Here is a 26968-nt window from a genome sequence, read left to right as displayed (position 1 = left end):
CAGCAAAAGGCCCCGGTCATTTGACCGGGGCCTTCGCTTGTTTGTGTGCGTGTCCGACTAGAACTCGCTGGAGAAACCGACGCGGATCATCCGGCCAAGCGGATTGCCCGTGAACGGGTCGTAGTTGTAGTCGAGACGGGCCAAGGCCGGGTCTTCATCCGTCACATTCAGGGCCGTGACCGAGAAGGTCGTGGCGTCACCGAAGTTATAGATCAGGTTGAAGTCCAGCGTGGTCTGGCTGTCGATCGTCGCACCCTGCGTCAGGACAGGATTGCCCACAATGTAGGGGTTCGGAGCGAACGGGCCAGTGCCCAGATCGGCGCGCTGGTCACGATAGCTGTCGATGTAGTTCACCGTCATGCGGGCATCGAAAGCACCAATCGTGTACTCAAGGAAGGCACGGGTCTTCCACTGCGGCACCGGATAGGCGGTGGTCTGGAAGTTGAGATAGCCGACGCCATCAAAACCGTCCTGGACCTGGATGCCTTCCACGACTTCCGGACCGAGCTCATTGCCGATCATGTAAGTCGCGGTGATACCACCATTGAGCTGACCGCCGGCCACATCGCCGAAGTCGTAGTTCAGGATGACATCGATACCCGAGCTGGTGAGGCTGCCACCATTCACCCAACCGGTACGAACACGCGAAATGTTCGACGCGGCACAGGTCCCGGCACCGGGAACACCGGCACCATCATTGAACAGGAAGCGCTCACGCAGACCGTCAAAGGTCGGGTCCGTACAATTGGCCGGATCCGCAAACAGGGTCGAAACCATGCCGGAGAGCGGTTCCACCGTGATGGTGTCTTCGATCTCATAGCGGAAGTAGTCGACGCTGGCCGTGAACGGGCCGTTATCGACCAGGAAACCGACCGAGTAATTGGTCGCGGTTTCCGGAGCCAGGTTCGGATTGCCGTAGACATCGACCGGGCGGAAGCTCGAGGCGATGACCTGCAGCGAGGTCACATTCCGGGCAGCCAGCTGTTGGGCCGGCGGGCCGCGGAAGGTGGTTCCCACCGAGCCACGCAGGGCGAAGGTGTCATTGATCTGCCAGCGGGCCGTGACCTTCGGGTCGAAGGTCGAGCCGGTGCCGCCACCATAGTCCTCATAGCGAGCCGCGAGCTGGACATTGAGATCATCCGTGACCGGGAGTTGAAGCTCGGCGAACAGGGCGTAGACATCATTGTCAGCGGTTGCGTCCGCATTGGAACCGAGGAAGGCGAGTGCGCCATTGGCCGGATTACAGGTCGTATTGCCATAGACCGGCGTGTCGCGGCACGGATTGACGGCAATATTGTTATTGTCGCCATAGGTCGCCTCGAACGAGTTCTGGCGGTATTGCGCGCCGATACCGTACATGACGGGACCGCCGGACATTTCCCAACCCGTTTCACCACTGAGCGTGGCATCGAACACGAAGAGCTCGGTTTCCAGGAGTGTGCTGGACTGCACGAAGAACCAGTCGATCAATGCGGCCGAGTTCTGGTTCGGTTCGTCACCCGGACGCGCAACACCCGTCACCGGATTGACCGGAGCCTGGTTGCCGAACGGGTTGTACCACATACAGTCGCCGACACCGGGAGCCCCGGCAAACGGCGTACAGTTCGGACCACCATAGCCGAGCAGACCCAGCTGGACCCGGTCACCAAAGCTGTCATAGCCGGTGAAGTAGCGTTCGAACTTGTGGTAGGTCATCGCGACGCTCAGATTGGTCGTGTCGCTGATGTCCGCGCTGATCCCGGTGGAAACCCGGAAGCTGTCATTCTCACGGAAACCCGTTGCAGAGCCCAGGCCGTTATCGGCAAAGGACGGGTTACCGCCGGCCAGCAGGGGCCGGAACAGCAGGGTCGGGAACAGGACAGCCAGGGTCGACGCCGGGACATAACCCGGGTTTTCCGTGACCATCTGGATGAAGCCCGGATTGTTGGCCGGAACGATGAAGCCGCTCGGCGACCCACCAACAGACGCCGACGGCGGCTGGGTCAGCAGGTACATCGGCGAGGTCCGGTATTCCGGAATCTCGTCATTGCCGTAGAGCACGCTCAGATCCCAGGAGACATTGTCGGTCAGATCGACATTGAACTGGGCATAGAGCTGGTAGCGGTCTTCTTCCTCAACCAGGTTGTCGAAGCCGGTATATTGCGTCCGGCAGCGGTTCTGGGCCGTCACATAACCCCCGAGCACGGCACAATCCGGATCCGGAACGAGACCGCCGATCGGCGCCACGCCGACACCCGGGATGAAGCCCAGCGGCAGGAAGGTTGCGGGGTTACCGCCACCGGTCCAGCCACCTTCCGGGTTGTACTCGAAGTCCCGGACCGCAAAATCGCGATCACGAGCCTGGAGTTCAGACCGGTGCTGATAGCCTGCAGCCAGCAGGAAGTCCCAATTGTCGCCGCTCTGGCCATAGCTGGCCTGCAGCGTGTAGTCGCCGTCGCTGTCGGAAATGAAGGTGTAGTCACCACCGAAACGCAGGCCTTCCTGGCCCGTGCGGGTGATGAAGTTCACGACACCGCCAACCGCGTCGGAGCCGTAAATGGCGGCAGCGCCATCCTTCAGGATTTCAATGCGGCCGATGGCGGCATGCGGCAACAGGTTCACGTCCACGAAGGGCGTACCCGTACCGGCTGCCACGAGGCGGCGATTGTTCAGAAGCACGAGGGTGCGCTGCGGGCTCAGACCCCGCAGGTTGACCGACGCCATGCCTTCAGTGGCCTGCGACCGGCTGTCGAACTGGTTCGTGTCCCCGATGACCCCGCTGGAAACCGGCAGAGCCTTGATCAGTTCAACCGGTGACGGGTTACCCAGGCGGGCCAGTTCTTCGGACGACAGAACGTCGACCGGAAGCGCTGCATCCTCGGGCGTACCCTGAATCACGGAACCTGTAACGATGATCACATCGTCGTCTTGCGCGAGAGCGGTGGCACCAAGCCCCGCTGTCAACGCAAGGGCAGTCAGCGCGCTGGACGCACGCATTAGACCCTTAACAGTCATAATCTCCTCCCAGACTGAGCGGTTGCTTGTTTTTTTGGCATACCGCACATTCGATTAGAGCAATGAGTTTTGGGCAAGTCAAGAAAGCAAAACGAGGTTTTCTTGGTATAATTGGATAATCAGACGTCCGTTTCCGTAAACGTCAATCATTCACAGATGACGCGGTTCCCGTACTGCCACCACGAGAACTGTCAATGCGATCGCCAGTGCGATGATCGAAATCAGGAAGACCGGAACAAGGCCGAAGACCGCCGCAACAACCCCGCCCAGAATGGGGCCAATCGTCGCGATCGTGGTTTCCGCCGTGGTCGACAAAGCGAGTCGCATCGGGATGTCGTCGCGATGCCCGAACTCCAGAACCAGGGTCGTGACACTCATCATATTGCCGGACATCGCCGCACCGAGACCGAAGAAGGCGAGCAGGAAGTGCCAGGGTGCACTGGCGAAGAGCATGCCGGCGAGGGAAATCAGCCACAGGGCGACGGTGCCGATAAAGGTGAATCGGAACCCGTGTTTGTCCCCCAGCGTGCCCCAGATCAGATTGGTCAGCGTGTCCGCACCAAGAAAGGCCAGCGACAAAAGCCCGATGGTCGCCCCGTCAATATCCATGCGGCGACCGGCCAGGATGATGCAAAAGGGAATCGCGATCCGGCCCATCGTGGCGAAGACCAGGGCAATCAGGAAATTGCGATAATCGCGATCTGCCAACAGGACCGGGAATTCCTTGAGCCTTTGCAGGAAGGGCATGGGCTCGCGCACGGTCGGACTGCCCGGCTCGCGCATGAAGAAATAGAGCGTCGCCAGGCCGGCACTGGTCAGCAGGAAAGCGACCATGAAGGTCGTCGCATAACCATTGCCGAACACATTCGGTCCGATCAAATAGACCCCGGCCCACCAGGACAGGCCCGCCGCGATCGCCCCGCCGGCGAGGTTGCGCCAGGCCTGCAACCGCCCCCGCAAGCGGATCGGGATCACCTTGGCCAGCACGACCTGGAAGGCGACCCGCTGGGACCCCAGGAAAAACCCGAACAGGAAAAGGAACAGGAAAGTCGCCGCCAGCAGGAGCGAGCCGGTCAGGAACCAGCCGGCCAGCGCCAGGCCCAGCAGCTGGATTCGCATCAGCACGCCGATCGTCATCGCGGCCGGCATGACATGGCGGCGATGTTCGATCTGGGCGGCCCCCATGATCGGCGAAGCAATGGCCCCGGCCTGGATCAGGGCCTGCCCGATACCGACGAAAAGTGCCGACCCGGTCAGCATGTGCAGATAGGCCGGCACGAAAGTGGGGGCAAAGATCAGGCGGAAGCCTGTCATGCCCAGCATGCCATGCGTGAAGTGCGCGAAGTAATTCCGTCTCAGATTGCCTTCGACGAAACGGTCATAGGCGCGCTCACGCCCTTCCACACCATTGGGCCGGCGCGATGAGGCGCCGGCCTTTGGTGCCGAAGCTGGAGCCGGATCTTGGCTCAATACCCACGCAGGCGCGCATAGCGCTCCCGGTGGAAGGAGGCATTGCCCCAGGCATTTTCCAGGATTCGCGCCCGCTTGATGTAGAAGCCGGCATGATGCTCGTCCGTCATGCCGATCCCGCCATGCAGCTGGATCATCTCGCGGGAGACCAGGTGAAGCGTGTCACAGGCGGTGGCCTTGGACAGGGACGCCAGCTGGGCAATATCGTCACGACCCGCATCAATGGCTTCCAGCGCGCCTTCCACGGCAGACCGCATCAGCTCAATCTGGGTGAATTGGACCGCCATGCGATGCTGCAGCGCCTGGAAGCGCGACAGGATTTCGCCGAACTGTTCGCGGGTTTTCAGATAGGCCAGCGTATCCTCGAAGGCCTGCACGGCCATGCCGAGCATTTCCGCGGCAACTCCGGCGCGGGCCCGGTCGAGCACCTGATCGAGCAGATCCGCCCCGTCGGCCGATCCGATCAGCGCATCACCACCCAGCGTCACACCGTCAAAGCTGACAGCCGCATGGGAGCGGGCATCGACCATGTTGCGCGATTTGCGGGTGATACCAGCTGCATCCCCCGGCACCAGGAAAAGTCCGACGCCTTCGCCGGCCTGCGCCGCCACGATGAAGAGATGGGCGCTATCGCCCTCGGCCACGAAGGCCTTCTCACCGCTCAGCACCCAGCCATCGCCGGATTTTTCTGCCTTGGCCGCGATCTTGGACGGATCATGGCGCGGGCCTTCATCGACCGCGAGCGCGGCGATGACCTCACCGGTCGCGATCTTCGGCAGCCAGGCCTCTTTCTGGGCGTCACTTCCCCCCAGCAGAAGGGCCGACGTCGCAGCGAGCGCCGTCGTGCCCAGCGGGCTGGCAGTCAGGGTGCGGCCGGTTTCCTCCAGCACGAGGCCGAGGCTGAGATAGCCGAAATCAGACCCGCCATAGGCTTCCGGGATGATCACACCGGTCCAGCCCATCTCGGCCTGAGCCGCAAAGGCGGCCGGATCAAACCCGATCGCCTCTCCGGCATCACGCACCTTGCGGAAGGCGGAGACCGGCGATTCATTCTTCGACCATTCGCGCGCCATATCGCGCAGCATGGTCTGCTCTTCGTTCAGGACAGCCATTGTCTCTATCTCCCCTACTGGTGGTCCAGCATGCCAAGAATGCGCTTGGCCACGACATTGTTCTGGATCTCGGTCGTGCCGCCATAGATTGACACGGCCTTGCCCCAGAGCCAGCCACGCGTGGCACCCAGCTCGGCAGAGTTGAACCCGTCGCCTTCCCAGCCCAGACCGTTCATGCCCATGATTTCCAGGGTCAGTTCAGCGCGTTCCTGGGTGATGCGGGCCCCGACATTCTTCAGGATGGAGGACGCCAGCGAGATATTCCCGCTCTTGGACTCGGCCATCACACGGCGCGCGGTGAGCTGGAAGGATTTGGCTTCCATCTCATGCTTGATGATCTTCGTGCGCAATTCGGCATCGGCAATCCGACCTTCACTGTCGACACCGACATAGTGCTTGGCGATATCGGACAGGGAGGGGCCCTGACCGCGGCTCATCGACCCGCCACCGGACAGATTGGTCCGCTCGTGCTGGAGCAGGCGTTTGCCGATGGTCCAGCCTTGGCCGAGCTCGCCGACAAGGTTTTCCTTCGGCACTTTGACGTCGGTGAAGAAGGTCTCGCAGAAAGGCGAGGTGCCCGAGATCATGCGGATCGGCTTCACCTCGACACCCGGCGTCTTCATGTCCAGCAGGATGAAGGAAATGCCCTCATGCTTCTTGGTCGTGTCGGTGCGGACCAAGGCAAAACACCAGTCGGCCCATTGGCCACCCGAGGTCCAGGTCTTCTGGCCATTGATCAGGTAATGATCGCCCTTGTCCTCGCACTTGGTCTGCAGGCTGGCGAGGTCGGAACCGGCACCCGGCTCGGAATAGCCCTGGCACCAGCGGATCTCTCCGCGGCAGATCAGCGGGATGTGGCGTTGCTTCTGCTCTTCGGAGGCGAATTCCAGCAGGGTCGGCCCGAGCATCATCACGCCCATGCCGCCGATCGGGTTCCACGCCCCGACCTTGGCCATTTCTTCCTGCAGGACCCGGCTTTCCTTGAAGCTCAGACCGCCACCGCCATACTCTTTCGGCCAGGTCGGCGTGCCCCAACCTTTCTCGCCCATGGCCTTCTTCCAGGCCTTGGCTTCGGGATCGGCATTCGCCTCGCCCTCAACGGTGGCGAGGACGTTTTCCTTGCCGACCAGGGATTTCGGGAAATTCTCGGCGAGCCAGGCGGCAGCTTCCTTGCGGAAGGCCTCCAGGGCATCGGCCGGGTTGGTGAGTTCAATGGTCGCCATGACTAGCCTCCCCTTGGTGTGAACATGGGGACGGGTGGAGCCCCGTCTTCTGTGGGTGTGAAAACCAATTCAACGCGCTGGCCGATGGCCAGGCCGTCGAGATCATCGGCCACGATATTGGTCATCATGGCCGGTCCCTCATCGAGGGTGATGTAGGCCACCGCAAAGGGCGCCCCTTCGCCGCGGCGCATGACGGACACCGAATAGATCTCGCCGCTCCCCGCGGTTTCGATCCATGCCGTGTTCGCCGAGCCGCAATGCGGGCAGATCGCCCGCGGGTAATAGTGCGCCTGGTTGCAGTCGCCACAGCGCTTGATCTTGAGCACACCGTTCGAGGCGGCATCCCAGAATTCCTGGGTCTCAACATTCGGCTGCGGGGCCGGAAGCTTGCGATCACTCATGACTGACGCTCCAGGATGACAGTGGCGGCGCCGTGACGGGCACCGAGCGAGCCGCCAATGCCGGTCGCAACCGCGAGGTCGCAATTGGGCACCTGGACGGCCGGATGGGCCTCACCGCGCAATTGCCGCACGGCCTCGATCACCTTGGTGATACCGCCGCGGAACATGGGGTGGTTGTTGCACAGCCCGCCGCCATCCGTGTTGAAGGGCAGTTTCCCCGTGCCGGAGATCAGATTGCCGTCGGCGACGAACTTGCCGCCCTCGCCCTTGGCGCAGAAGCCGAGGTCTTCCAGCTGGATCAGAACGGTGATGGTGAAGCTGTCATAGATGGAAGCGTATTTGATATCGGCCGGCGTCACGCCCGCCTCGGCGAAAGCCGCCGGGCCCGAACGGGCCGCGGCGGAAACCGTCAGATCGAGCCCCAGCCCCCCGGACGGTCCTTTCGTCGCCTCGCCCGCACCGCGCAGGGCGATCATCGGACGATTGAGTGTCTTCGCGATTTCCGGCGCCACCACGATCAGCGCACCGCCGCCATCCGTCGTCACGCAGCAATCCAGCCGGTGCAGCGGATCCGCGATCATCGGGCTTTCCAGCACATCCTCCACACTCACCACTTTGGGCAGCATGGCGTGTTCATTATGCTGGGCGTGGTGCGAAGCCGCGACCTTGATCCAGGCCAGTTGCTCCGACGTGGTGCCGAATTCATGCATGTGCCGGACCGCACACATCCCGTAGGAGGTGTGATTGGTCAGGCCGACCCATTGCTCGAAAGCGCTTTCCGGCGCGCCCGGACGGAAGCGCATCACATTCTCCGAACGCGGACGCCCGGCCAGCGTGATCAGCGCCACCTTGCACTTGCCCGCGGCAATCGCCTCGGCGGCATGGGCGACATGCTGGATATAGGTACAGCCGCCCATCTCGGTTGAGTCTGTGTGCCGAACTTTCAGGCCGAGATAATCCACCATGGAGATCGGGCCGAAGCCCGGCGCATCCGTGGCGCAGAAATACCCGTCCACATCCGCCAGGGAGAGGCCGGCATCGGCCAGCGCCCCGGCCGCACATTCAGCATGCAGCTGCGGTGTGGTCTTGTCGGGTGCCAGGCGCGTCGGGTGTTCAAAAGCACCGGCAATATAGGCGGCATTACGCAGGGACATGATGTCTCCGAAAAGTTGGACTGGCGTTAGACGGAATTGCTTTCGGTGAGCTCGGCCGCTTCCTTGGCGCGGATCGAAGCCAGATTCGCTTCATGGCTGGCCCGGTCGATCTTGTAGAAGCGCAGGAAGAAGGAGCCGACCAGGTAGAGGGCGGCAATCACCGGAATATAGAGCTGGACCAGATGCAGGATCACCTCTGGCTCCACTCCGACATGGCGGGCATTGTCCGGCATGCCGACAGCGGACAGCATCAGGCCAGCCACGAAGACGCCCAAGCCGGACGAACATTTCTGCATGAAGGAATTGGCCGAGTAGAACAGGCCTTCTGCGCGGCGGCCGGTCTTCAGCGAGCTGTCATCGATGACGTCCCCGATCATGGCGTGCACCAGGATGGCCGAGGAAATCCCGCACATGGAATAGATCGCCGCCAGCAGGAAGAGCGCCGGCAGGAGCATCGGGCTGCCATTCTCGTAGAACAGGCCGAGCAGGCGCAGCACATAGGGCGAGCAGGTAAAGAGGATGGCCGTCAGGGCCAGCATGAAAGCCGCCCCTTTCTTGCCGACCATTTTCGAAAGGCGCGGCGCCAGGACCAGGGCCAGTGTGGCACCGAGCGCGGCATCAAGGGCTAGGACAGCCAGCTGCGGGCTCGAGAGCCCCCAGAAATACTGACCGAAATAGAGCGCCAGCGCCGAGCTGATCCCCAGGCCGGTATACTTAAGCACGCCGAAGCCGAGAATGGCGAGGAAGCCGCGATGCGAGAAGGTCTGCCGCATCAGCATCAGGGTCTGAAGCGGATTGCGCCGCTGCGGCGGCGGCAGGTTTCGCATGTATTTGATCCGCGAATGCGTGCCGGCCGTTGAGATCACCACCGTGGTGAACATGATCAGCGCACCCATGATCCCGAAAGCGACATAGCCTTCCGGATTGGTGATACCGAAAGGATGCTCCGCCGTGGGCGGGAAGAGATAGCGCAGAGCCAGGAAGTAGAGGCCGATCCCGCCGATATAGCCGAAGAAGAAGCGATAGCCGGCGATCGTGGTGCGCTCGTCATAATCCGTGGCCAGTTCCGGCGCGAGGGCGGAACTGGGGATTTCATAGAGCGTGATGAAGGTGCGGACCGCCGAGGCCAGGATCACCAGATAGAAGAAGAGCGCCGTGCCCTCCAGCCCGTCCGGCGGGAACCAGAGGAAGAAGAAGGACAGGGCCGCCGGAATGGCGGACAGGTACATCAGCGGATGACGCCGCCCCCATTTGGTCCGCAGATTGTCTGAAATCTGGCCGACGATCGGATCGGAGATCGCATCCACGATGAGCGCGACCATGATGGCCGCGGACACCAGGGCAGCTGGCGCTCCGACCACGAGATTATAGTAGTAGAGAAGGAAGACCCGGAAGGCCAAATCCTTGATTCCATAGGCCACAGAGCCAAACCCATAAAGGAATTTGGTATGGAATTTGAGCGGCGGCGGGCCTGCCGGCGAAGCCGTGTCAGTCATGTGGTCTCCACAAAATTTTTTGCGGAAGAACGATCCCGAACGGCCCCATCGCCGGCATCGCCCTCCTCCCCGTTGTCATCAGCGGGCCGGTTGTCCGGCCTCGTATCCTGCAGCGGCCCAGCGCCCGCCGCGGTCATTCAGTCAGTCCGCGCCGACGCTTTCGGCCAGATCACGGACGGTGTCGGCGAGGTCGCCATATTTCTCCAGGGCGGCCTCTTTCATGTTCGGAATGGAATAGTCCGGGAAAATCGCGTCGGAGATATTCCGGTAATTGCGCAGATGCTGGCGCGCGACCGTGACCTTGTGGACCTCGGTCGGGCCATCGGCGATGCCCATCACATAGGAGCCGATCACCTGGCCGGCGAAGGGCATTTCCGGTGATACGCCCAGCGAGCCGTGCAGGTGCAGGGCGCGGCCGGCGATATCGCGATAGACCTTGGGCATCAGCGCCTTGATGGCGGCGATGTCCTTGCGGACCTTCCGGTAGTCCTTGTACTTGTCGATCATCCAGGCCGTCTTCAGGACGAAGAGGCGGAACTGTTCCAGTTCGATATAGCTATCGGCGATCTGCATCTGGACGGCCTGCTTGTCGGCCATCACACCGTCGCGGGTGCGGCGCGACATGGCGCGGCGGCACATCAGGTCGAGCGCGCGCTTGCAGGAGCCCACCGTGCGCATGGCGTGGTGGATGCGGCCACCGCCCAGACGGGTCTGGGAAATCACGAAGGCGCCCCCGCGCTCACCCAGGAGATGATCCTTGGGCACGCGGACATCGGTATAGCGGACATAGCCTTCCGAGCCTTCCTGCTGACCATAGACGGCCACGTCGCGGACAATCTCCACACCCGGCGTCTTGGTCGGCACGATGAACATGGACATGCGGCGATAGGGTTCGCCCTCCGGGTCGGTCACCGCCATCACGATCAGGAATTCGGACCATTTGGCATTGGTGGAGAACCATTTCTCGCCATTGATCACCCACTCATCGCCATCCTCGACAGCGGAACAGGTAAACAGGAGCGGGTCGGATCCGCCCTGCGGCTCGGTCATGGAGAAGGCGGAGACAATCTCATTATTGAGCAGCGGCTCGAGATACTGACGCTTCTGCTCGTCGGTACCGTAATGGGCGATGATCTCGGCATTGCCGGTATCGGGCGCCTGGCAGCCGAACACGGTCGGCGCGAAGGGCGAACGGCCGAGGATCTCGTTCATCAGACCCAGCTTGACCTGACCATAGCCCTTGCCGCCCAGATCGGGACCCAGATGGCAAGCCCACAAACCCTTGGCCTTCACTTCTTCCTGCAGAGGCTTGATGATGGCGCGGTGTTTCGGGTTCTTCACATCGGCCGGATGAAAGCCCAGATGGGCAATCGGTTCGACCTTGTCGCGGACAAAGCCGTCCATCCAGTCCAGCTTCTCCTGAAACTCCGGATCGGTTTCAAAATCCCAGGCCATAGGCCACCTCCCAATGTACTCTTCGTATCTTTGGTATGAGCATACCTGTTTTTTGAAAACCGACAAGAGCGTGACATTGCGTGTATACCGGGCATAACAATTTGAAGCGGGGCCGCGGTTCTGCGAAAATTTGAAGAAAGGGTCCGGTTTTCGCTTGCAGGCAACCATGATCGGCGACTAAAACCACCACTCACCCTTGCCGGGGACCAACCGGATCGAGACCCATGCTGACTGCCAAGGCAAAACAGAACACACGGCCAAGCCTGGTCTTCGAATACCGCCCCGCAAGCCGGGAACGCCGCCGGTCGACGGTGCGCCCCGCCCATCAATCCCGCTAGTGACTGAACGAGGGAAAACCCATGCGTGATGCTGTCATTGTTTCCACTGCCCGTACGCCGATCGGCAAGGCCTATCGCGGCGCCTTCAACGCCACGCCGTCGCCGACCCTGGCCGGCCACACCATTGCCGCCGCTGTCGAGCGCGCCGGCATCGATCCGGCCGAAGTCCAGGACGTGGTCTATGGCGCCGCCCTGCTGCAGGGCGTCCAGCACACGATCGGCCGCACGGCTGCGCTGCGCGCCGGCCTGCCGACCTCGGTCGCCGGCATGTCGATGGACCGCCAGTGCTCCTCGGGCCTGATGTCGATCGCCACCGCCGCCAAACAGGTCATCGTTGACCGTATGGATGTTGTCGTCGCGGGCGGTGTGGAATCCATCTCCATGGTCCAGACCAAGGAGATGCGCGTGCAGCCGGACCCGGAACTGGTCGCCATGCACAAGGACATCTACATGCCGATGCTGCAGACGGCGGAAGTCGTCGCCAAGCGCTATGGCATCTCCCGTGACCGTATGGACGAGTACGGCCTGCAATCGCAGCAGCGCACCGCCGCCGCCCAGGCCGCCGGCAAGTTCGACGATGAAATCGTGCCGATGAAGTCGACCAAATACGTCGTCAACAAGGAAACCGGCGAGACCTCCATGCAGGAAGTCATGCTGGAAAAGGATGAGGGCAATCGTCCGGACACGGCGCTGGAAGGCCTGCAGGGCCTGAAGACCGTCATCGAAGGCGGCACGATCACCGCCGGCAATGCCTCGCAACTCTCCGATGGCGCCTCGTCCTGCGTCGTCATGGAAGCCGAACTGGCTGCCAAGCGCGGTCTGGCCCCGCTGGGCCGCTATATGGGCATGGCCGTCGCCGGCACCGAGCCGGACGAAATGGGTATCGGCCCGGTCTTCGCCGTGCCGAAACTGCTCGAGCGCTTCGGCCTGACGGTCGACGATATCGGCCTGTGGGAACTCAATGAAGCCTTCGCCGTGCAGGTGCTGTATTGCGCCGACAAGCTGGGCATCCCGATGGACAAGCTGAACGTCAATGGTGGCGCGATCTCGATCGGCCACCCCTATGGCATGTCCGGTGCCCGCATGGTTGGCCACGCCCTGATCGAGGGCAAGCGCCAGGGCGCCAAATACGTCGTCATCACCATGTGTGTGGGCGGCGGCATGGGCGCAGCCGGCCTGTTCGAGGTCCTGTAATCCCATGCGGCTCAAAGCGCCCCGTATCGACCCGGTCGATCTGGACCAGCTGACGCCGGACCAGGACGAGGCGCTGGGCCCGTTTCTGAAGACCGGCAGGGTCCTGAATATTTTCAGGACCCTCGCCCGGGCCCCCAAAGGGCTCAAACGTTTCAATCTCTGGGGCGGCTATGTCCTCTCCGACAAGAATGACCTGCCCGTTCGCGAACGGGAGATCGTCATCCTGCGCACCGGCTATCTGTGCGGCTCCGGCTATGAATGGACCCAGCATGTGGCCATCGGACAGCGTGCCGGGCTGAGCGATGACGAAATCGAAGCCATCAAAACGGGGGCTGACGCCCCGAACTGGTCGACCGAAGACGCTGCCCTGCTGCGCGCAACGGACGATCTGGTGAAAGACCATTTCGTCTCGCCGGCCAACTGGGATGCGCTGGACTTCCTGACCGAGAAACAGCGCATGGATCTCGTCTTCACCTGCGGCCAGTACACGCAGGTCTCCATGATGCTGAACTCCTTCGGCGTCCAGCTGGATGAGGGGCAGACGCTCGATCCGGATCTGGACCGGTCATGAGTGCACCCGGGCGCCTCGCCGGAAAGACCGCCATCGTGGTGGGCGCCGGCCAGACGCCGGGCGAGACCCCGGGCAATGGCCGCGCGATCGCAGAACGCTTTGCCCGCGAAGGCGCCAAAGTGCTGTGCGTGGACCGGCTGATCGAACGCGCCGAGGACACTGCGAGCCTGATCCGGGATGCCGGCGGCGAGGCCCTCACCCTGGAAGCCAATATCGCCAAATCCGAGGACTGCACCCGGATCGCACAGACAGCGCTGGACGCCTGGGGGCGGATCGACATCCTGGTCAATAATGTCGGGATTGGCGGCAATGGTGACGGGCCCAGCCACACACTGACCGAAGCCGCCTTCGACCGGATCATGACGGTCAATCTGAAGGGCATGTGGATGACGATCGCAGCCGTCCTGCCCGCCATGCGGGACCAGCGCTCCGGTGCCATCGTCAATATTTCTTCGCTGGCTTCGATCGCCGGCGGTTTTCAGGCTGCCTATGAAATGTCCAAGGCAGGCGTGAACCGGCTGACCACCTCCACCGCCATGGCCAATGCCGGACGCAATATCCGCTGCAATGCCATTGCGCCGGGTTATATGGACACGCCCATGGCCATCGAGGGCATTGCCCGCGCCCGCAACATTCCGGTCGAGGACCTCCGGGCAGAACGCAATGCCCGTGTCCCGCTGAGCAAACAGATGGGCACAGCGGAAGACACGGCCAATGCCGCGCTCTTCCTGGCCTCCGACGAGGCCCGTTTCATCACGGGTGAAATCCTGCGCCTGGATGGCGGGGCCGGGGCCCGGATCGGCTAGACCCGCCGGATCAATCCTTGATCCGGATCAGACCTTCCTGGGCGGTCGAGGCCACCAGCTTGCCCTCGCGATTGAAGATCGAGCCACGATTATAGCCACGACCATCGCCCGACCAGGGACTGTCCGTGGAATAGAGCAGCCACTCATCCATCCGCACATCATCATGGAACCAGACCGCGTGATCGAGGCTGGCCGACTGCATTTTGCGGGTCATCCAGGACACGCCATGCGGCTGCATGCAGGTGGACAGGAGCGCCATGTCCGACGCGAAGGCCAGGGCCGCCCGGTGCATCAGCTTGTCATCGCCGATATCCCCGCCGACGCGGAACCAGATATTGCGGACCGGATCGCGCGGCGTCGGATCGATCGGATTCCAGACCTCGACCGGACGCAATTCCAGCGGCCGCGACCGGGTGAGGAATTTGTAAAGGCGCTCATCGATCTGGCCTTTCAGCTCGGCGAAGATTTCCGCCTCGGTGCGCAGATCCTCCGGCCCGACCACGTCCGGCATTTTGAACTGGTGCTCCAGCCCTTTTTCCTGGCGGTGGAAGGAGCAGGTCATGTTGAGGATCGGCTTGCCGCGCTGCATGGCAATCACGCGGCGGTTGGAGAAGCTGCCCCCGTCATAATCCCGCTCGACGCGGTAGATGATCGGAAAGTCCTCATCCCCCGGGCGCATGAAATAGGCATGCAGGGAATGAGCGATCCGGTCAGGTTCCACAGACCGCACGGCGGCCTGCAGGGCCTGGGCAATCACCTGACCGCCAAAGACACGCCCCTTGCCGCCCGGATTGCGGGCGCCGCGATACAGGTCAACATCCAGCTCTTCGACATCGAGGAGATGCACCAGGCCCGTGGCCAATTCCTGGGGTGTCGGGCGCCGTCTCTTGGGCGCCGTCTCGGCGTGCTCGGATCCGTCCATGGCCTACCTGTTCCATCTGGTCGTTTTTTGCTGCGCCAAATGTGGACCGGCCAGAGGAAAAATTCCAGCTTTCGGTACGGTGGGACTGCGGTGAATGGCCATTATACGCGAAGGAAGAGACCGGCCCGCCCATCAAGGACCGGCCTCCCCGCTTCGCAAGATCGATCAGGTGCCAGAGGCCCTGAATGCTCGCTTCCGCCTGCCAGGCAGGCGGCTCTCCAACATCTCGCAGCTTCTGAGGGCCATGCGAGACGCCATCCGCTTACCGGGCCCCCGGCCCGTACAGGATAGCTTGGGGGCTCACGCCCCGACCGGACACAATATCTGGTGCCCGCATGGACAGGTACCGAACACGACCCATAGTTCAAGGACAAGTGAAAAATGCCGAAATATCAGCCTTTCCGGCTGATCCCGGCACGTTTCAGGCGGACCAGACTAGGACGCGACCAGGCGCAAGGCCTGGGTCGGTGCGTCCCAGGGAATATGATTGTCCTCAAGGATGACCATATTGTCCCGATTGATGATCTCCGGACGCGCCTGGTAACCCAGCAAATCCACAACATCCTGATCGGCATTGCGCGCTAGGACCATGGTTTCATCAGACGAGAAATTGGTCAGACCACGCGCCAGCTCATCACCGGCTTCGTCATAGACGTGCAGCACATCGCCCTTGCTGAAATCACCGTGGATTTTCACGACATCGGAATGACTGATCGCTGATTTCCGTTCGCGCAAGGCATCGGCCGCCTCCTGGCACAGAACCAGACTGCCGGCACGGTGCAGGCGATCGGTCAGCCAGACCGCCCAGGATGAGTCCGGCGTCCCCTTGGCCACACAGGTCGTGTGGCGGCGCTCATTCTTGAGCAAGGAGGAAACCGGCCGGTCGATCTGACCCTCACCGATGATCGTGGTGACCCCGGCATTCTGGGCCATATTGGCCGCCTTCATCTTGGTCAGCATGCCCCCGGAGCCCAGCGATGACGTCCCGCCGGTCACTTCCAGATAGGCGCTCACATCCTCGACCGTCTCGATGAATTGCGCATTCGGATCGGTCGGGTTGCGGTCGTAGAGGCCATCAATATTGGTCAGCAGGATGAGGTGGTCCGCCTGCAGCATCTGGGCAACCTTGGCCGCCAGGCGGTCATTATCGCCCACCCGGATCTCTTCGGTCGTGATCGTGTCATTCTCATTCACGATCGGCATGATGCCGCGCTCGAACAGGCGCTGGATCGTATTCTTGGTGTTGAGGAAGCGACGGCGATCTTCCAGATCATCCAGCGTCACCAGGATCTGGGCGATATCGAAACCGTGCTCGTGCGCCACCTGCTTGTAGGCATTGACCAACAGCGGCTGACCGCAAGCGGCCGCAGCCTGCTTGTCGAGCACACCCGCCTCTTCCGGCGAGGCATTGATCGCGTTCAGCCCCAGCGCCACTGACCCCGAGGACGCCAGGATCACGTCATGACCCTCTTCGCGCAATTGAGCGATGTCGGCGAGCAAACCGTGCATGAAGGCATAGCGCAGGGTCAGCTTGCCATCTGTGGCCAGCAGGCTGGATCCGATCTTCACGACGATACGTTTCTTCTCACTCACGCGAGGCTCCTGGTGTGGCGCAAGGGCTGTACCCTCGCTGAATATGTCGGGCGCAAACTATTTCGGGTTCTAATTAATTCAACCCCTGTCCACATATTTTGCGCCGCAATGAGGCTCTAAATGCCTCATAAAATATGGCTGAAAGATAAATAGCGGCTCGAAAACCGCTTTTTTGTCGCAACCGCAAAACTTATTTGAATTCAAAATATATTCTGTTATATCCCCGGCCATCGCGGCTCGATGCACCGAAAAGGGTGCGTCGGGCGCGGTTTTGTGTGGAAACAGCCAGCCCAAGGGTGTGCGATGGAAATTCTGATGGTGGGATGCGGAAAGATGGGCGGTGCCATGTTGCGCCGCTGGCTTGATGCCGTGCCGGCACGCTTCACAGCGGTGAACCGGACCCCGTCAGCGATTCCGGACGGCGCCGGTCATGCTGGGTCACCATCCGCCCTGGAAGGCCGCCGGTTTGACGCCATCATCATCGCCGTCAAACCGCAGCAGATCGCCGATGTGCTGCCGGATTACATGGCCTTCCTGAAACCCGGTGGCTGCCTGATCTCGATCGCAGCAGGCTTCTCCGTCGCGTCCATCCAGCGCGAGCTGGGCGAGCACCCGGTGATCCGGATCATGCCCAACCTGCCAGCCCTTATCGGACGCAGCGTGAATGGCCTCTTTGCCAGCCCGGCCTGTACGGACGCGCATCGTGACCTCGCCAATCAGCTGGCCGAGACCAGCGGCACGGCCATCTGGGTCGAAACCGAGGACGAGATTGATCGCATCACGGCGGTCGCCGGCTCCGGTTCCGGCTATGTCTTCGAGATCGCCCGCGCCTATGTGGACGCCGCCGAAGCGATGGGCTTCGACGCGGAAACGGCCCGGGCCCTGGTTCTGGAGACCCTGTCCGGCGCCATCGAAATGGCCCGGCAATCCGATCTGAGCCTGGAAGACTTGCGCAATTCGGTGATGAGCAAGAAGGGCACGACAGAGGCCGGCATCAAGGCCCTGCGCCGCGACGGACTGCTGGACCAGCTGATGCGCGAAACCACACAGGCCGCCTACGCCCGCGCGGTTGAATTGCGCTAATGGCGCGCGCCGCTAAACTCCCCGACAATTATCCAACGGATCGAACATGTCTGATCGAATGCAAGTCTATATCGAACAACTCGGCCGCCAGGCCCGGGACGCGGCGCGCCAGCTCGCGACAGCGTCCACGGAACGCAAGAATGCCGCGCTGATCGCGGCTGCGGCGGCCCTGCGCCTGCGCGCCAATGACCTGATCGAGGCGAACCAGACCGATGTCGCCAGCGTTCGCGAAGCCGGCAAGCCGGATGCTTTCATTGACCGGCTCATGCTGGATGGTGAACGCATTGAGGGCGTCGCCCGTGCACTGGAACAGATTGCCGAATTGCCCGATCCGGTCGGACGCCAGCTGGCCCAGATGGATCGCCCCAACGGGCTGCGCATTGAGCGTGTCGCCGTGCCGCTCGGCGTGATCGGCATGATCTATGAGAGCCGCCCGAATGTCGGCGCCGATGCCGGTGCCCTGTGTCTGAAATCCGGCAATGCGGTGATCCTGCGCGGCGGTTCGGAGAGCCTGAATTCCACGCGCATCATCGTGGAATGCATGAAGGACGGGCTGCGCGAAGCCGATCTGCCGGAAGACGCGATCCAGATGGTCGACACGACCAACCGGGCTGCCGTGCAGCATCTCCTGCAATGCACGGAGTATGTCGACCTGGTGATCCCGCGCGGCGGCAAGGGCCTCGTCTCCCTGGTCCGCGACCAGGCGCGTGTGCCGACCCTGCTGCACCTGGACGGCAATTGTCACACCTATATCCATGAGAGCGCCGATCTGACCAAGGCCCGCGCCATCGTGCGCAACGCCAAGCTTCGCCGCACCGGCATTTGCGGTGCCACGGAAAGCCTGGTGATCGACCAGGCCGTGGCCGCCGATTTCCTGCCGGGCCTGCTGGACGAGATGAGCGATTGCGAATTCCGCGGCGATGAGACCGCCACGGCGATCGACAGCCGGATCAAGCCTGCCGATGAGACAGACTGGAGCACGGAATATCTCGACAGCATCCTGTCGGTGAAGATCGTCGCCGACCTCCAGGACGCGCTGAACTGGGTGTCCGCCCACTCTTCCGCTCACACGGACGCCATCGTCGCAGAAGATGAGGATGTGGCCGCGGTCTTCCTGAACACGATCGACAGCGCCGTGGTCATGCACAATGCCTCCACGCAATTCTCCGACGGGGGCGAGTTCGGCATGGGCGCCGAGATCGGCATTGCGACAGGCAAGATGCATGCGCGTGGCCCGGTCGGCCTGGAACAGCTGACCTCGTTCAAATACCTCGTCCACGGCACCGGCCAGACCCGGCCCTGATCCGGATCCAGGACCACGGCCCGGCCGTTTCAGCCCTTTCCTGACGCGTACCAATTCAAGGCAAGTTCATGGATATTGAAGCTCTGATTTCCCTGGCGCTCTATTTCATCCTGATGATGGCGATCGGGCTCTATGCCTATCGCGAATCCACCAGTGATGTGTCCGGCTACATGCTGGGCGGGCGGCAATTGCACCCGGCCGTGGCGGCGCTGTCCGCCGGCGCGTCGGACATGAGTGGCTGGATGCTGATGGGCTTGCCCGGCGCCATTTTCGCAACCGGATTCTCGGAATCCTGGATTGCGATCGGCCTGATCATCGGCGCCTATTTCAACTACCGGCTCGTCGCCCCGCGCCTGCGCGTCTACACGGAGATCGCCGACGATGCGATCACCATTCCGGACTATTTCGAAAAGCGTTTCAACGACCACTCCCGCACCCTGCGGGTGGTATCGGCGATCGTGATCATCGTCTTCTTCACCCTCTACACCTCGGCTGGTGTGGTGGCGGGCGGCAAGCTGTTCGAGGCCTCCTTCGGCCTGGATTACCGGCTGGGCCTCTTCCTGACGGCCGGTGTCGTGGTGGCCTACACCCTGTTCGGCGGCTTCCTGGCCGTGTCCCTGACGGACTTCGTGCAGGGCTGCATCATGTTCCTGGCCCTGGTCCTGGTACCGGTGGTGACGATCATGCAGCTGGGCGGGTTCGGCCCGACCACGGATGCTCTGAGCACGCTGAGCGTGGATATCGGCGGCTGGGAGAAACCCTATCTGTCCATGATCCCGCAGGAGAGTCTCGGCCTGGCCGTGATCGGCATCATCTCCACCATGTCCTGGGGTCTGGGCTATTTCGGCCAGCCGCACATCATCGTGCGCTTCATGGCGGTGAAGTCCCTGAAGGATGTCGTCACCATGCGCCGCATCGGCATGAGCTGGATGATCATCACCGTGATCGGTGCCGTGCTGACCGGCGCGGCCGGCCTGGCCTATGTGAAGAGCCAGAACATCGCCGTCGCCGACGACGTCCATGTCGCGCGCGTGATCGACGCGCCGGAAGAAGCCACCAGCTTCTCCGAACTGGAGGATATCGACACGACCGGCGCCTTCTCCGAAGGTGAGCAGGTCATGCTGAGCGACCAGGAGACGATCTTCATCCTGCTGTCGCAGGTGATCTTCCATCCCTATATCGCCGGCTTCCTGCTGGCCGCCATCCTGGCCGCCATCATGTCGACAATCTCGTCCCAGCTTCTGGTTTCGTCATCCTCGCTGACGGAGGATTTCTACAAAATCTTCCTGCGACGCGGTGCCAGCCAGAAGGAGCTTGTCCTGGTCGGCCGGGCTTCGGTCTTCATCGTGGCGCTGGTCGCCATCGGCCTGGCCTTCGACCCGAACAGCAATATTCTCGGCCTGGTCTCCAATGCCTGGGCCGGTTTCGGCGCGGCTTTCGGCCCGCTGATCCTGATGAGCCTGTTCTGGCGCGGCATGACGCGGGCGGGAGCTGTGGCCGGCATGATCGTCGGGGCTGCCACGGTCCTGATCTGGATCTACCTGCTGCAATTGTCCGGCGTCATGTACGAGATGGTTCCGGGCTTCATCGCCGCCGCGGTCGCGATCTATGTCGTCTCCGGCATGACCCGCAAGCCGGACGACAAGGTCACCGGATATTTCGACACGATGACCGACATCCTGAAACAGGGGAAATTGCCCAGCGAAAGCTAGGCTTTCCCCGATATCTTCGAGAGGGCCGGTCCGGCAAAGGACCGGCCCTTTTGTTTTCGGCCTGACCGTCCCTGCCCCGCTTTCGGGAAAAGATGATCCGTGACCGGAACTCCGCTAGTCTGACGTGTGTCCCGAGGGGGACGTCACTTGAGAGGAGATATTCATGAAACTCAAACACTGGATCCTGGCCCTCAGCGCCGCCGGCCTGGTGGCCTGTTCCGATGGCCCCGCCGAAGATGCCGGCGAGGAGATCGATGAGGCGGTCGAGGAAATGACGGGCGATGACAGCGGCCCGATGGAAGAGGTCGGCGAGGCCATGGACGACATGGCCGATGACGTGACCGACGCCGCCGAAGACATTGAAGAGGCCGTCGAGGACGCCACCGACGAACCCCACTAGCGGTCTCACTGGCACACGGCCCCCAACCGGCCGATGCCTCACGCGTCAGGACATCGGCCGTGCCAGCAGATCATTGACCCGGGACTCAAAAGCCCGGCCCACCCGGATTTCCGTTCCGTCCTCGAGGCGCAATGTCTTGCTTCCCGTCGCGGTCGCTGCCGTACGGGCAATCCGGCGCAGATTGACGATCGCTGACCGGTGGACCCGGGCGAATTGGTGATCATCCAGCCGTTTTTCCATTGACCCCATGGTCGCCCGCATCAGCCAGGAGCGGGTCCCGGCATGGATGCGGACATAATCACCCTCCGCCTCGACCCAGTCGATCCGGTTCTTCTCCAAGCGCACCCGTCCCCGCCGGTCCCGGATCCAGATATCCGGGTGGCGGTCGCCATCATGACCCCGCAGCGTATGGACCAGGGCTTCCAGCTCATCGGCCCGGGCATTGGCGTCCCGGCTGGCCAATTGGGAGCGCGCACGCCCCAGAGCCTCGTCCAGCCGCTCCATTTCCACCGGCTTGAGCAGGTAATCGATCGCGGCGGCCTCGAAGGCCCGCACGGCATGGGTTTCATAGGCGGTCACGAAAATGATCTCGGGACGCAGCCCTTCGGTCAGCAGGGACGCCACTTCAAATCCGTCCAGCTGCGGCATCTGGATATCGAGAAACACAACATCCGGATTGAGCTCGCGCGCCGCACGCGCTGCGGCATGCCCGTCACGCACGGCGGCCACGACCTCGACCCAGGGTCGCCGCGACAGAAGGATTTCCAGCCGGCGCAGGGCCAAGGGTTCATCATCAACCAGAAGTACGCGCATTCTCGGTATCCCCGCTCTTTCTTATCGTCTCCATGGGCAGTTCCAGCACGACCGAAAAACCCCCATCCTCGGTCGGCCCTGCCTTCATGCTGGCCCGGTCGCCGTACAGCACGTCCAGTCGCGACCGGATATTCGCCAGTCCCACGCCTGTTCCCGACGACACGCCCGGATTACCCGCTCCGGCTCCCGTATCGCTGACTGTGATCTTGAGGCGCCCCGGCTCGCTGGGAACAGCCCGCACGGACACCCGAACCGGGTCACTCGTCGCGGACACCGCATATTTCACGGCATTCTCCAGCAAGGGCTGCAGGATCAGCGTCGGCACCAGCGCATCCGCGACCCGCGGATCGAGGTCGATTTCAACCCGCAGCCGGTCGGGAAAGCGCGTCGCCTCGATGTCCAGATAGAGCCGCTGGGCATCCAGCTCCGCGCTCAAGGGCAGCTGATCATCCGGCGCCACATCCAGCGTGAAACGCAAAAAGCGCGACAGGCGGGTGAGCATCATATCCGCCTCGTCATTGCGCCGGTCCAGCAGGAGCGTGGAAATGGCATTCAGCGTGTTGAACAGGAAATGCGGATTGAGCTGGAAGCGCAGCATTTTCAGCTGGGATTCCTGCGCCATCATGATCGAATTGTAGAGCTGCCGCTCCTGGGTCCGCAGGCGGCGGGCCGCGTCCAGGGCGAGATAAAAGCCGGACCAGCCAACAAAGACCGGGAAGTTCAGGAAGAACCAGAACGGCGCCACATACAGGAAGAAACTGATGCCGCGATCGGCCGGCGCCCCGTTGATAATGGGCGGATCGACCGGGAAGATCACATAATGAGCCGCCCAGATTGACGTGATATAGCCCAGAGTCAGGACGATGGCGCAGGCCAGGGCCAGGGCCGCGCGCCGGTACAGGGACCAGTTGCGCGATGGCCGCAAGGCGACATAGTGCACGACGGCCGTCATGCCCATCGCGACGCTTTCCACCAGGCTGATGCGCCAGATGTTCAGGGCGCTGTCACCATTATTGATGGCGTTGGCGGTGGAGAAGACGAACATCGTCGCCCAGAACACGCCCTGGAAGGTCCAGAACCAGCGGGCATTCAGGCCGGCATGGGCTTCATCCTGACCCAGCATGGCCGTGCGCACGGCATGATAGCGCGCTGTCTCGGCCGTCTCCGCCGGGGCTGCCGGACGATCCTGGTCCAGCAGCAGGAAAAACCCGGCATGGCCGATGAAGATCCAGTAGTGCTTGAACATGATCTGCAGCACGTGGATGCCGGCCTCGACGCCATCCAGACGATCCGGGCGCATCGGCGCAATCAGATAGGCCGCCAGACCGGCATAGATCGTGACGGCGGCCAGGGAGAGGGCCGCCGCCAGGACCAGTCGCCCCGGTGCGCTCCAATGGCGCACTTCCGCGAGCCGCCAGGCGATGCCGATGGACAAGAGCGCCCCGATCACATCGGCCAGCACAAAGCGCCACAACATGGGCAGATGGGCGCTGATCGGCTCCCAGTTGGCGATCAGGGCCAACACGGAGAACGTGCCCCAGAATCCGAAGGACAGGACCACAATGGTCAGCACACCCCAACGGCTGGTCAGCCGAGGGGTTGGCGCATCAAAACGGCCGGAATCTGAAAACGACAAATGAGTATCCATGGTCATGCCGGATTATAGGCCGACCCACCGGGTGGCTGAAAATCTCCGCGGCCCCATCTTATCGTGAAAATCCTGCCGTTTGTCTCATGTTTTGACGGATTTCATCGGCACCAAACCCGTTAACCGCGTTTCCCGGCCAGATCACCGCTTTGCCGGAGAAGTGTGTTTCATCTCCGTGACAGCTTGGCGGATGACGAGCGGGGGGACCGCGCGTCGATGGCGCCTGCGCGCCTTCCGAACCCCAAGTCTATGAGGGAAAAATGAGTCGCGAATTCAAGTCACACCTGTCCCTGCGGGACGTTCTCCTGTCAGGCGCTGCCCTGGCCGGGCTCGCCCTGGCAGGAACGTCACCCGTCCTGGCCCAGGACGACGATGTTGTCGTCGTCACCGGCACCCGGATCCAGTCACCCAATGTGGTGTCCTCCAGCCCGGTCAATTCGGTTGACGAGGTCGAGCTGGAATTCCAGCAGGAAGCCAATATCGAGCGTGTCTTCCGCAACCTGCCGTCCACCATTCCCGGCGACGGCCAGAACGTGAACAATGGCACGGCCGGCGCGGCCTCCATCAACCTGCGCGGCCTGGGCACCAACCGGTCCCTCGTCCTGGTCGATGGCAAGCGTCTGACGCCTTACGCGCTCAGCGGCATTGTTGATACCCAGACCATTCCGACCAACATGATCGAGCGCATCGACGTCGTCACCGGCGGCGCTTCGGCCGTGTACGGTTCGGACGCCATGTCCGGCGCGGTCAACTTCGTCCTGAAGGATGATTTTGAAGGCGTCGAGATCAGCTATGAAGGCCGCGCTTCGGAACAGTCCGATGGCGAGCAGCACAATGTGTCCGTGCTTCTGGGCACCAATCTGAATGATGGCAGCGGCAATGTGACGGCCAGCCTGGGCTATACCCAGCGTTTCGGCGTCCAGTTCGGTGACCGTCCCTTCGGTGCCGTTGGCGTGTCCTCCACGAATGGTTCCGGCCTGGGCGGGACCCCGGTCCTTCCGGGTGAACCGGATTGCCAGAGCCCGGGCGGCGTCGACGAGACCGCATCCGGTTCCACGACGGCCATCCCGACCGCCCTCGACCTGCCGGGTCTGACCCTGCAGATCCGTGATGACGGTTCGCTGGGCCCGCGCTGTTCGCGGTTCAACTTCAACCCGTTCAACTATTACCAGACGCCGCAGGAGCGGTTTAACCTGGACGTGAACGGCCATTATGAAATCAACCGCCACTTCAACTTCTACGGCCGCGGTAATTTCACCTCCACGAATGTGACCCAGCAGGTCGCTCCGTCCGGTGTGTTCGGCAATGTGTTCGAAGTCCCGCTGATGAACCCGTTCCTGAGCGCCCAGGCGCGTCAGGCGATCATCGACCAGGTGAACAGCTTCGCCACCGGTGCCGGTCTGAGCGTGTTTGATCCGGTCACAGGCGCCATCGACAACAACAATAACGGCGTGTTCGACCTCGCCGACTCCATTGATGTTCCGATCCGCCGCCGGACGCTCGAGCTGGGCACCCGTTCCGAACAGTTCGACGCCAACCAGTTCCACTTTGTGCTGGGCCTGCGCGGCGACCTCTTCGGTGACTGGAATTACGACCTGTCCTTCCAGCACGGCGAGTCCGACCGGACCCGCGTGCGCGCCGGCTACACGAATGTGACGAACATCGCGACGGCGCTGAATACGGTGGATGCCAATACGTGTATCACGCCGAGCGGCCAAACCGGCCCCTCGACCTGTGTGCCGCTTGACCTGTTCTCGACCGGTTTCGGCTCCATCACGCCGGCCATGGCGGGCTTCTCCTCCGTGACGGCCCTGCTGCAGGAAAAGACGACGCAGAACATCGTGTCGGCCTCGACCAGCGGCCCGATCGCCAGCTGGCAACTGCCCTGGGCTGACAGCCCGGTGGAAGCGGCCTTCGGCGTCGAATACCGCGAAGAGTCCGCCTCTTCCCTGCCGGATGATTGTCTGCAGACCCCGCCGACGAGCTGTCAGGGCGGTGCCGGCGGCAATATCCTGCCGGTCTCCGGTGGCTATGACGTCTACGAGGCCTTCGGTGAAATGTTCCTGCCGCTGGTCAGCGGCCGTCCGGGCTTTGAAGACCTGAATGTGGAACTGGGTTATCGCCTGTCCGACTTCTCCCTGTCCGGCCAGTCCGCGACCTGGAAAGCCGGTGTGAACTGGTCGCCGGTTGAGAGCCTGCGTTTCCGGGCCATGCTGCAACAGGCCAACCGGGCTCCGAACATTTCGGAACTCTTCCGTCCGGTGACCACGGGCCTTTCCAACGCGACCTACGACCCGTGCTCGAACGGCAATCCGAACACGATCGATGCCACGCTGCGGGCACTCTGCGAATCCACGGGCGTTCCGTCTGCCCTGGTTGGCGTGGTTGGCGACATCGTCGCCGGTCAGGTGAACCAGTTCGCCGGCACCCTGCCGAACGACCTGCCGGATCCGGAAACGGCCAACACGCTGACCCTGGGTGTGGTCTGGTCGCCGACCCTGGGCATCGAAAACCTGACGGATCCGCTGATCTCGGTCGACTATTACGACATCGAGATCGAGGACTTCATCGGGACCTTCTCCGGTCAGGAAGCCCTGGACGCCTGTTATGTCCTGGCTGACCCGGATGCCTGCTCCGGCATCGTCCGGATCAATGGTTCGCTGGCCACGTCCGGCGCCGGCCTGCCGGGCTATACCACCAATCTCGCCTTCCGCCGTGCTGAAGGCATCGAGATCAGCGCCAATACCGGCTATGATCTGGGTGATTGGGGCATGCTCGATTTCTCGGTCAACGCCAACTACTACCTGACCAACGAGCTGCAGTCGGCACCGTTCTCGGCGATCGTCGATTGTAACGGATATTACGGCACCACCTGTGACCCGGTCCCGCAACTGCGCATCGCGCAGCGCACGACCTGGAGCCTGGGCGATGTCGAACTGTCCTATCTGTGGCGCCACATGTCCGGCATGGATGCGCAGGTGGAAGAAGCTGCTGGCCTCTTCCCGGCCTTCCAGTCGATTGACGCCTACAACTATTTCGACCTGTCCGGTGCGTACACGCTCAATGACCATGTGCGTTTCGTGGCCACGGTCGACAATATCTTCGACGAAGATCCGCCCATCATCGGTAATGATACGGGCACCACGGCCTTCAACTCGGGGAATACCTATCCGAGCCTCTATGACGTGCTCGGCCGGGTCTACACGGTGGGTGTGACGGTCAACTTCTAGCCCCTGATCCAAACACACCTGTAAGGCGGCGGCCCGGCAACGGGCCGCCG

20 protein-coding genes are annotated in these 26968 nt (G+C 62.3%); 8 read left to right on the top strand and 12 right to left on the bottom strand.

Going from position 1 to position 26968, the window contains the following annotated elements; genetic code table 11:
* Positions 1-57: 57 nt before the first annotated feature.
* The 8 genes from I0K07_RS04015 to I0K07_RS03980 all read right to left on the bottom strand — a co-directional run bounded on the left by I0K07_RS04015 (position 58) and on the right by I0K07_RS03980 (position 11305).
* Positions 58-2898, bottom strand: coding sequence for a TonB-dependent receptor domain-containing protein (locus I0K07_RS04015; RefSeq protein WP_203291544.1), 2841 nt, complete (start codon positions 2896-2898; stop codon positions 58-60).
* A 246-nt stretch (positions 2899-3144) separates the two neighbouring features.
* The gene (locus tag I0K07_RS04010; protein WP_238934511.1) at positions 3145-4464 is read right to left on the bottom strand and encodes an MFS transporter; all 1320 of its coding nucleotides are present in this window, start codon (positions 4462-4464) and stop codon (positions 3145-3147) included.
* Positions 4461-5576, bottom strand: coding sequence for an acyl-CoA dehydrogenase family protein (locus I0K07_RS04005; RefSeq protein WP_203291543.1), 1116 nt, complete (start codon positions 5574-5576; stop codon positions 4461-4463). Before I0K07_RS04005 ends, I0K07_RS04010 begins: the two co-directional genes overlap by 4 nt.
* 14 nt (positions 5577-5590) lie before the next feature.
* A complete protein-coding gene (locus tag I0K07_RS04000) occupies positions 5591-6799 on the bottom strand; it encodes an acyl-CoA dehydrogenase family protein (protein WP_203291542.1) in 1209 nt (402 codons plus the stop codon).
* Between the two features lie 2 nt (positions 6800-6801).
* On the bottom strand, positions 6802-7200 hold the full coding sequence (locus tag I0K07_RS03995) for a Zn-ribbon domain-containing OB-fold protein (RefSeq protein WP_203291541.1): 399 nt from the start codon (positions 7198-7200) through the stop codon (positions 6802-6804).
* Entirely contained in the window at positions 7197-8354 is a 1158-nt protein-coding gene (locus I0K07_RS03990) for a thiolase domain-containing protein (protein WP_203291540.1), read from the bottom strand. Before I0K07_RS03990 ends, I0K07_RS03995 begins: the two co-directional genes overlap by 4 nt.
* Before the next feature lie 26 nt (positions 8355-8380).
* A complete protein-coding gene (locus I0K07_RS03985) occupies positions 8381-9850 on the bottom strand; it encodes an MFS transporter (RefSeq protein ID WP_203291539.1) in 1470 nt (489 codons plus the stop codon).
* Positions 9851-9991: 141 nt separating this feature from the next.
* Positions 9992-11305, bottom strand: coding sequence for an acyl-CoA dehydrogenase family protein (locus tag I0K07_RS03980; protein WP_203291538.1), 1314 nt, complete (start codon positions 11303-11305; stop codon positions 9992-9994).
* 359 nt (positions 11306-11664) lie between these two features.
* On the opposite strand from I0K07_RS03980, the gene I0K07_RS03975 reads away from it, so the two are divergent.
* Genes I0K07_RS03975 through I0K07_RS03965 form a run of 3 tightly spaced genes read left to right on the top strand, consistent with a single transcriptional unit; the run spans position 11665 to position 14214 of the window.
* A complete protein-coding gene (locus I0K07_RS03975) occupies positions 11665-12837 on the top strand; it encodes an acetyl-CoA C-acyltransferase (protein WP_203291537.1) in 1173 nt (390 codons plus the stop codon).
* 4 nt (positions 12838-12841) lie between these two features.
* Entirely contained in the window at positions 12842-13408 is a 567-nt protein-coding gene (locus tag I0K07_RS03970) for a carboxymuconolactone decarboxylase family protein (RefSeq protein ID WP_203291536.1), read from the top strand.
* Entirely contained in the window at positions 13405-14214 is an 810-nt protein-coding gene (locus I0K07_RS03965) for an SDR family NAD(P)-dependent oxidoreductase (protein WP_203291535.1), read from the top strand. Before I0K07_RS03970 ends, I0K07_RS03965 begins: the two co-directional genes overlap by 4 nt.
* Before the next feature lie 10 nt (positions 14215-14224).
* Here I0K07_RS03965 and I0K07_RS03960 read toward each other — a convergent pair whose 3' ends face one another.
* Positions 14225-15136 (bottom strand): acyl-CoA thioesterase, encoded by a 912-nt coding sequence (locus I0K07_RS03960; protein WP_203291534.1) that lies wholly within the window; start codon positions 15134-15136, stop codon positions 14225-14227.
* Between the two features lie 435 nt (positions 15137-15571).
* On the bottom strand, positions 15572-16729 hold the full coding sequence (gene proB, locus I0K07_RS03955; protein ID WP_203291533.1) for a glutamate 5-kinase: 1158 nt from the start codon (positions 16727-16729) through the stop codon (positions 15572-15574).
* Between the two features lie 315 nt (positions 16730-17044).
* Here proB and I0K07_RS03950 point away from each other — a divergent pair, with 315 nt between their 5' ends.
* From I0K07_RS03950 to I0K07_RS03935, 4 genes are all read left to right on the top strand, one after another.
* Positions 17045-17812, top strand: coding sequence for a pyrroline-5-carboxylate reductase family protein (locus I0K07_RS03950; protein ID WP_238934509.1), 768 nt, complete (start codon positions 17045-17047; stop codon positions 17810-17812).
* A 46-nt stretch (positions 17813-17858) separates the two neighbouring features.
* The gene (locus tag I0K07_RS03945) at positions 17859-19115 is read left to right on the top strand and encodes a glutamate-5-semialdehyde dehydrogenase (RefSeq protein ID WP_203291531.1); all 1257 of its coding nucleotides are present in this window, start codon (positions 17859-17861) and stop codon (positions 19113-19115) included.
* A gap of 68 nt (positions 19116-19183) precedes the next feature.
* Complete coding sequence (locus tag I0K07_RS03940) at positions 19184-20827, top strand: sodium:solute symporter family transporter (RefSeq protein ID WP_203291530.1); 1644 nt, start codon at positions 19184-19186, stop codon at positions 20825-20827.
* Between the two features lie 163 nt (positions 20828-20990).
* A complete protein-coding gene (locus I0K07_RS03935) occupies positions 20991-21227 on the top strand; it encodes a hypothetical protein (RefSeq protein ID WP_203291529.1) in 237 nt (78 codons plus the stop codon).
* 45 nt (positions 21228-21272) lie between these two features.
* Here the strand turns inward: I0K07_RS03935 and I0K07_RS03930 are convergent, their stop codons facing one another.
* Both I0K07_RS03930 and I0K07_RS03925 read right to left on the bottom strand, forming a co-directional pair.
* The gene (locus I0K07_RS03930) at positions 21273-22040 is read right to left on the bottom strand and encodes a LytR/AlgR family response regulator transcription factor (RefSeq protein ID WP_203291528.1); all 768 of its coding nucleotides are present in this window, start codon (positions 22038-22040) and stop codon (positions 21273-21275) included.
* Positions 22021-23676, bottom strand: a complete 1656-nt coding sequence (locus tag I0K07_RS03925; protein ID WP_203291527.1) for a sensor histidine kinase — start codon at positions 23674-23676, stop codon at positions 22021-22023. The genes I0K07_RS03930 and I0K07_RS03925 overlap by 20 nt, the downstream gene beginning before the upstream one ends.
* 272 nt (positions 23677-23948) lie before the next feature.
* Between I0K07_RS03925 and I0K07_RS03920 the strand changes: the two genes are divergently transcribed.
* Complete coding sequence (locus I0K07_RS03920; protein WP_203291526.1) at positions 23949-26918, top strand: TonB-dependent receptor plug domain-containing protein; 2970 nt, start codon at positions 23949-23951, stop codon at positions 26916-26918.
* The last annotated feature ends 50 nt before the right edge of the window (positions 26919-26968 follow it).

This window comes from Maricaulis parjimensis, from assembly GCF_016817355.1.
GTDB classification, from domain to species: Bacteria; Pseudomonadota; Alphaproteobacteria; order Caulobacterales; family Maricaulaceae; genus Maricaulis; species Maricaulis parjimensis.
This window is presented reverse-complemented; position numbering and strand designations above follow the sequence as displayed.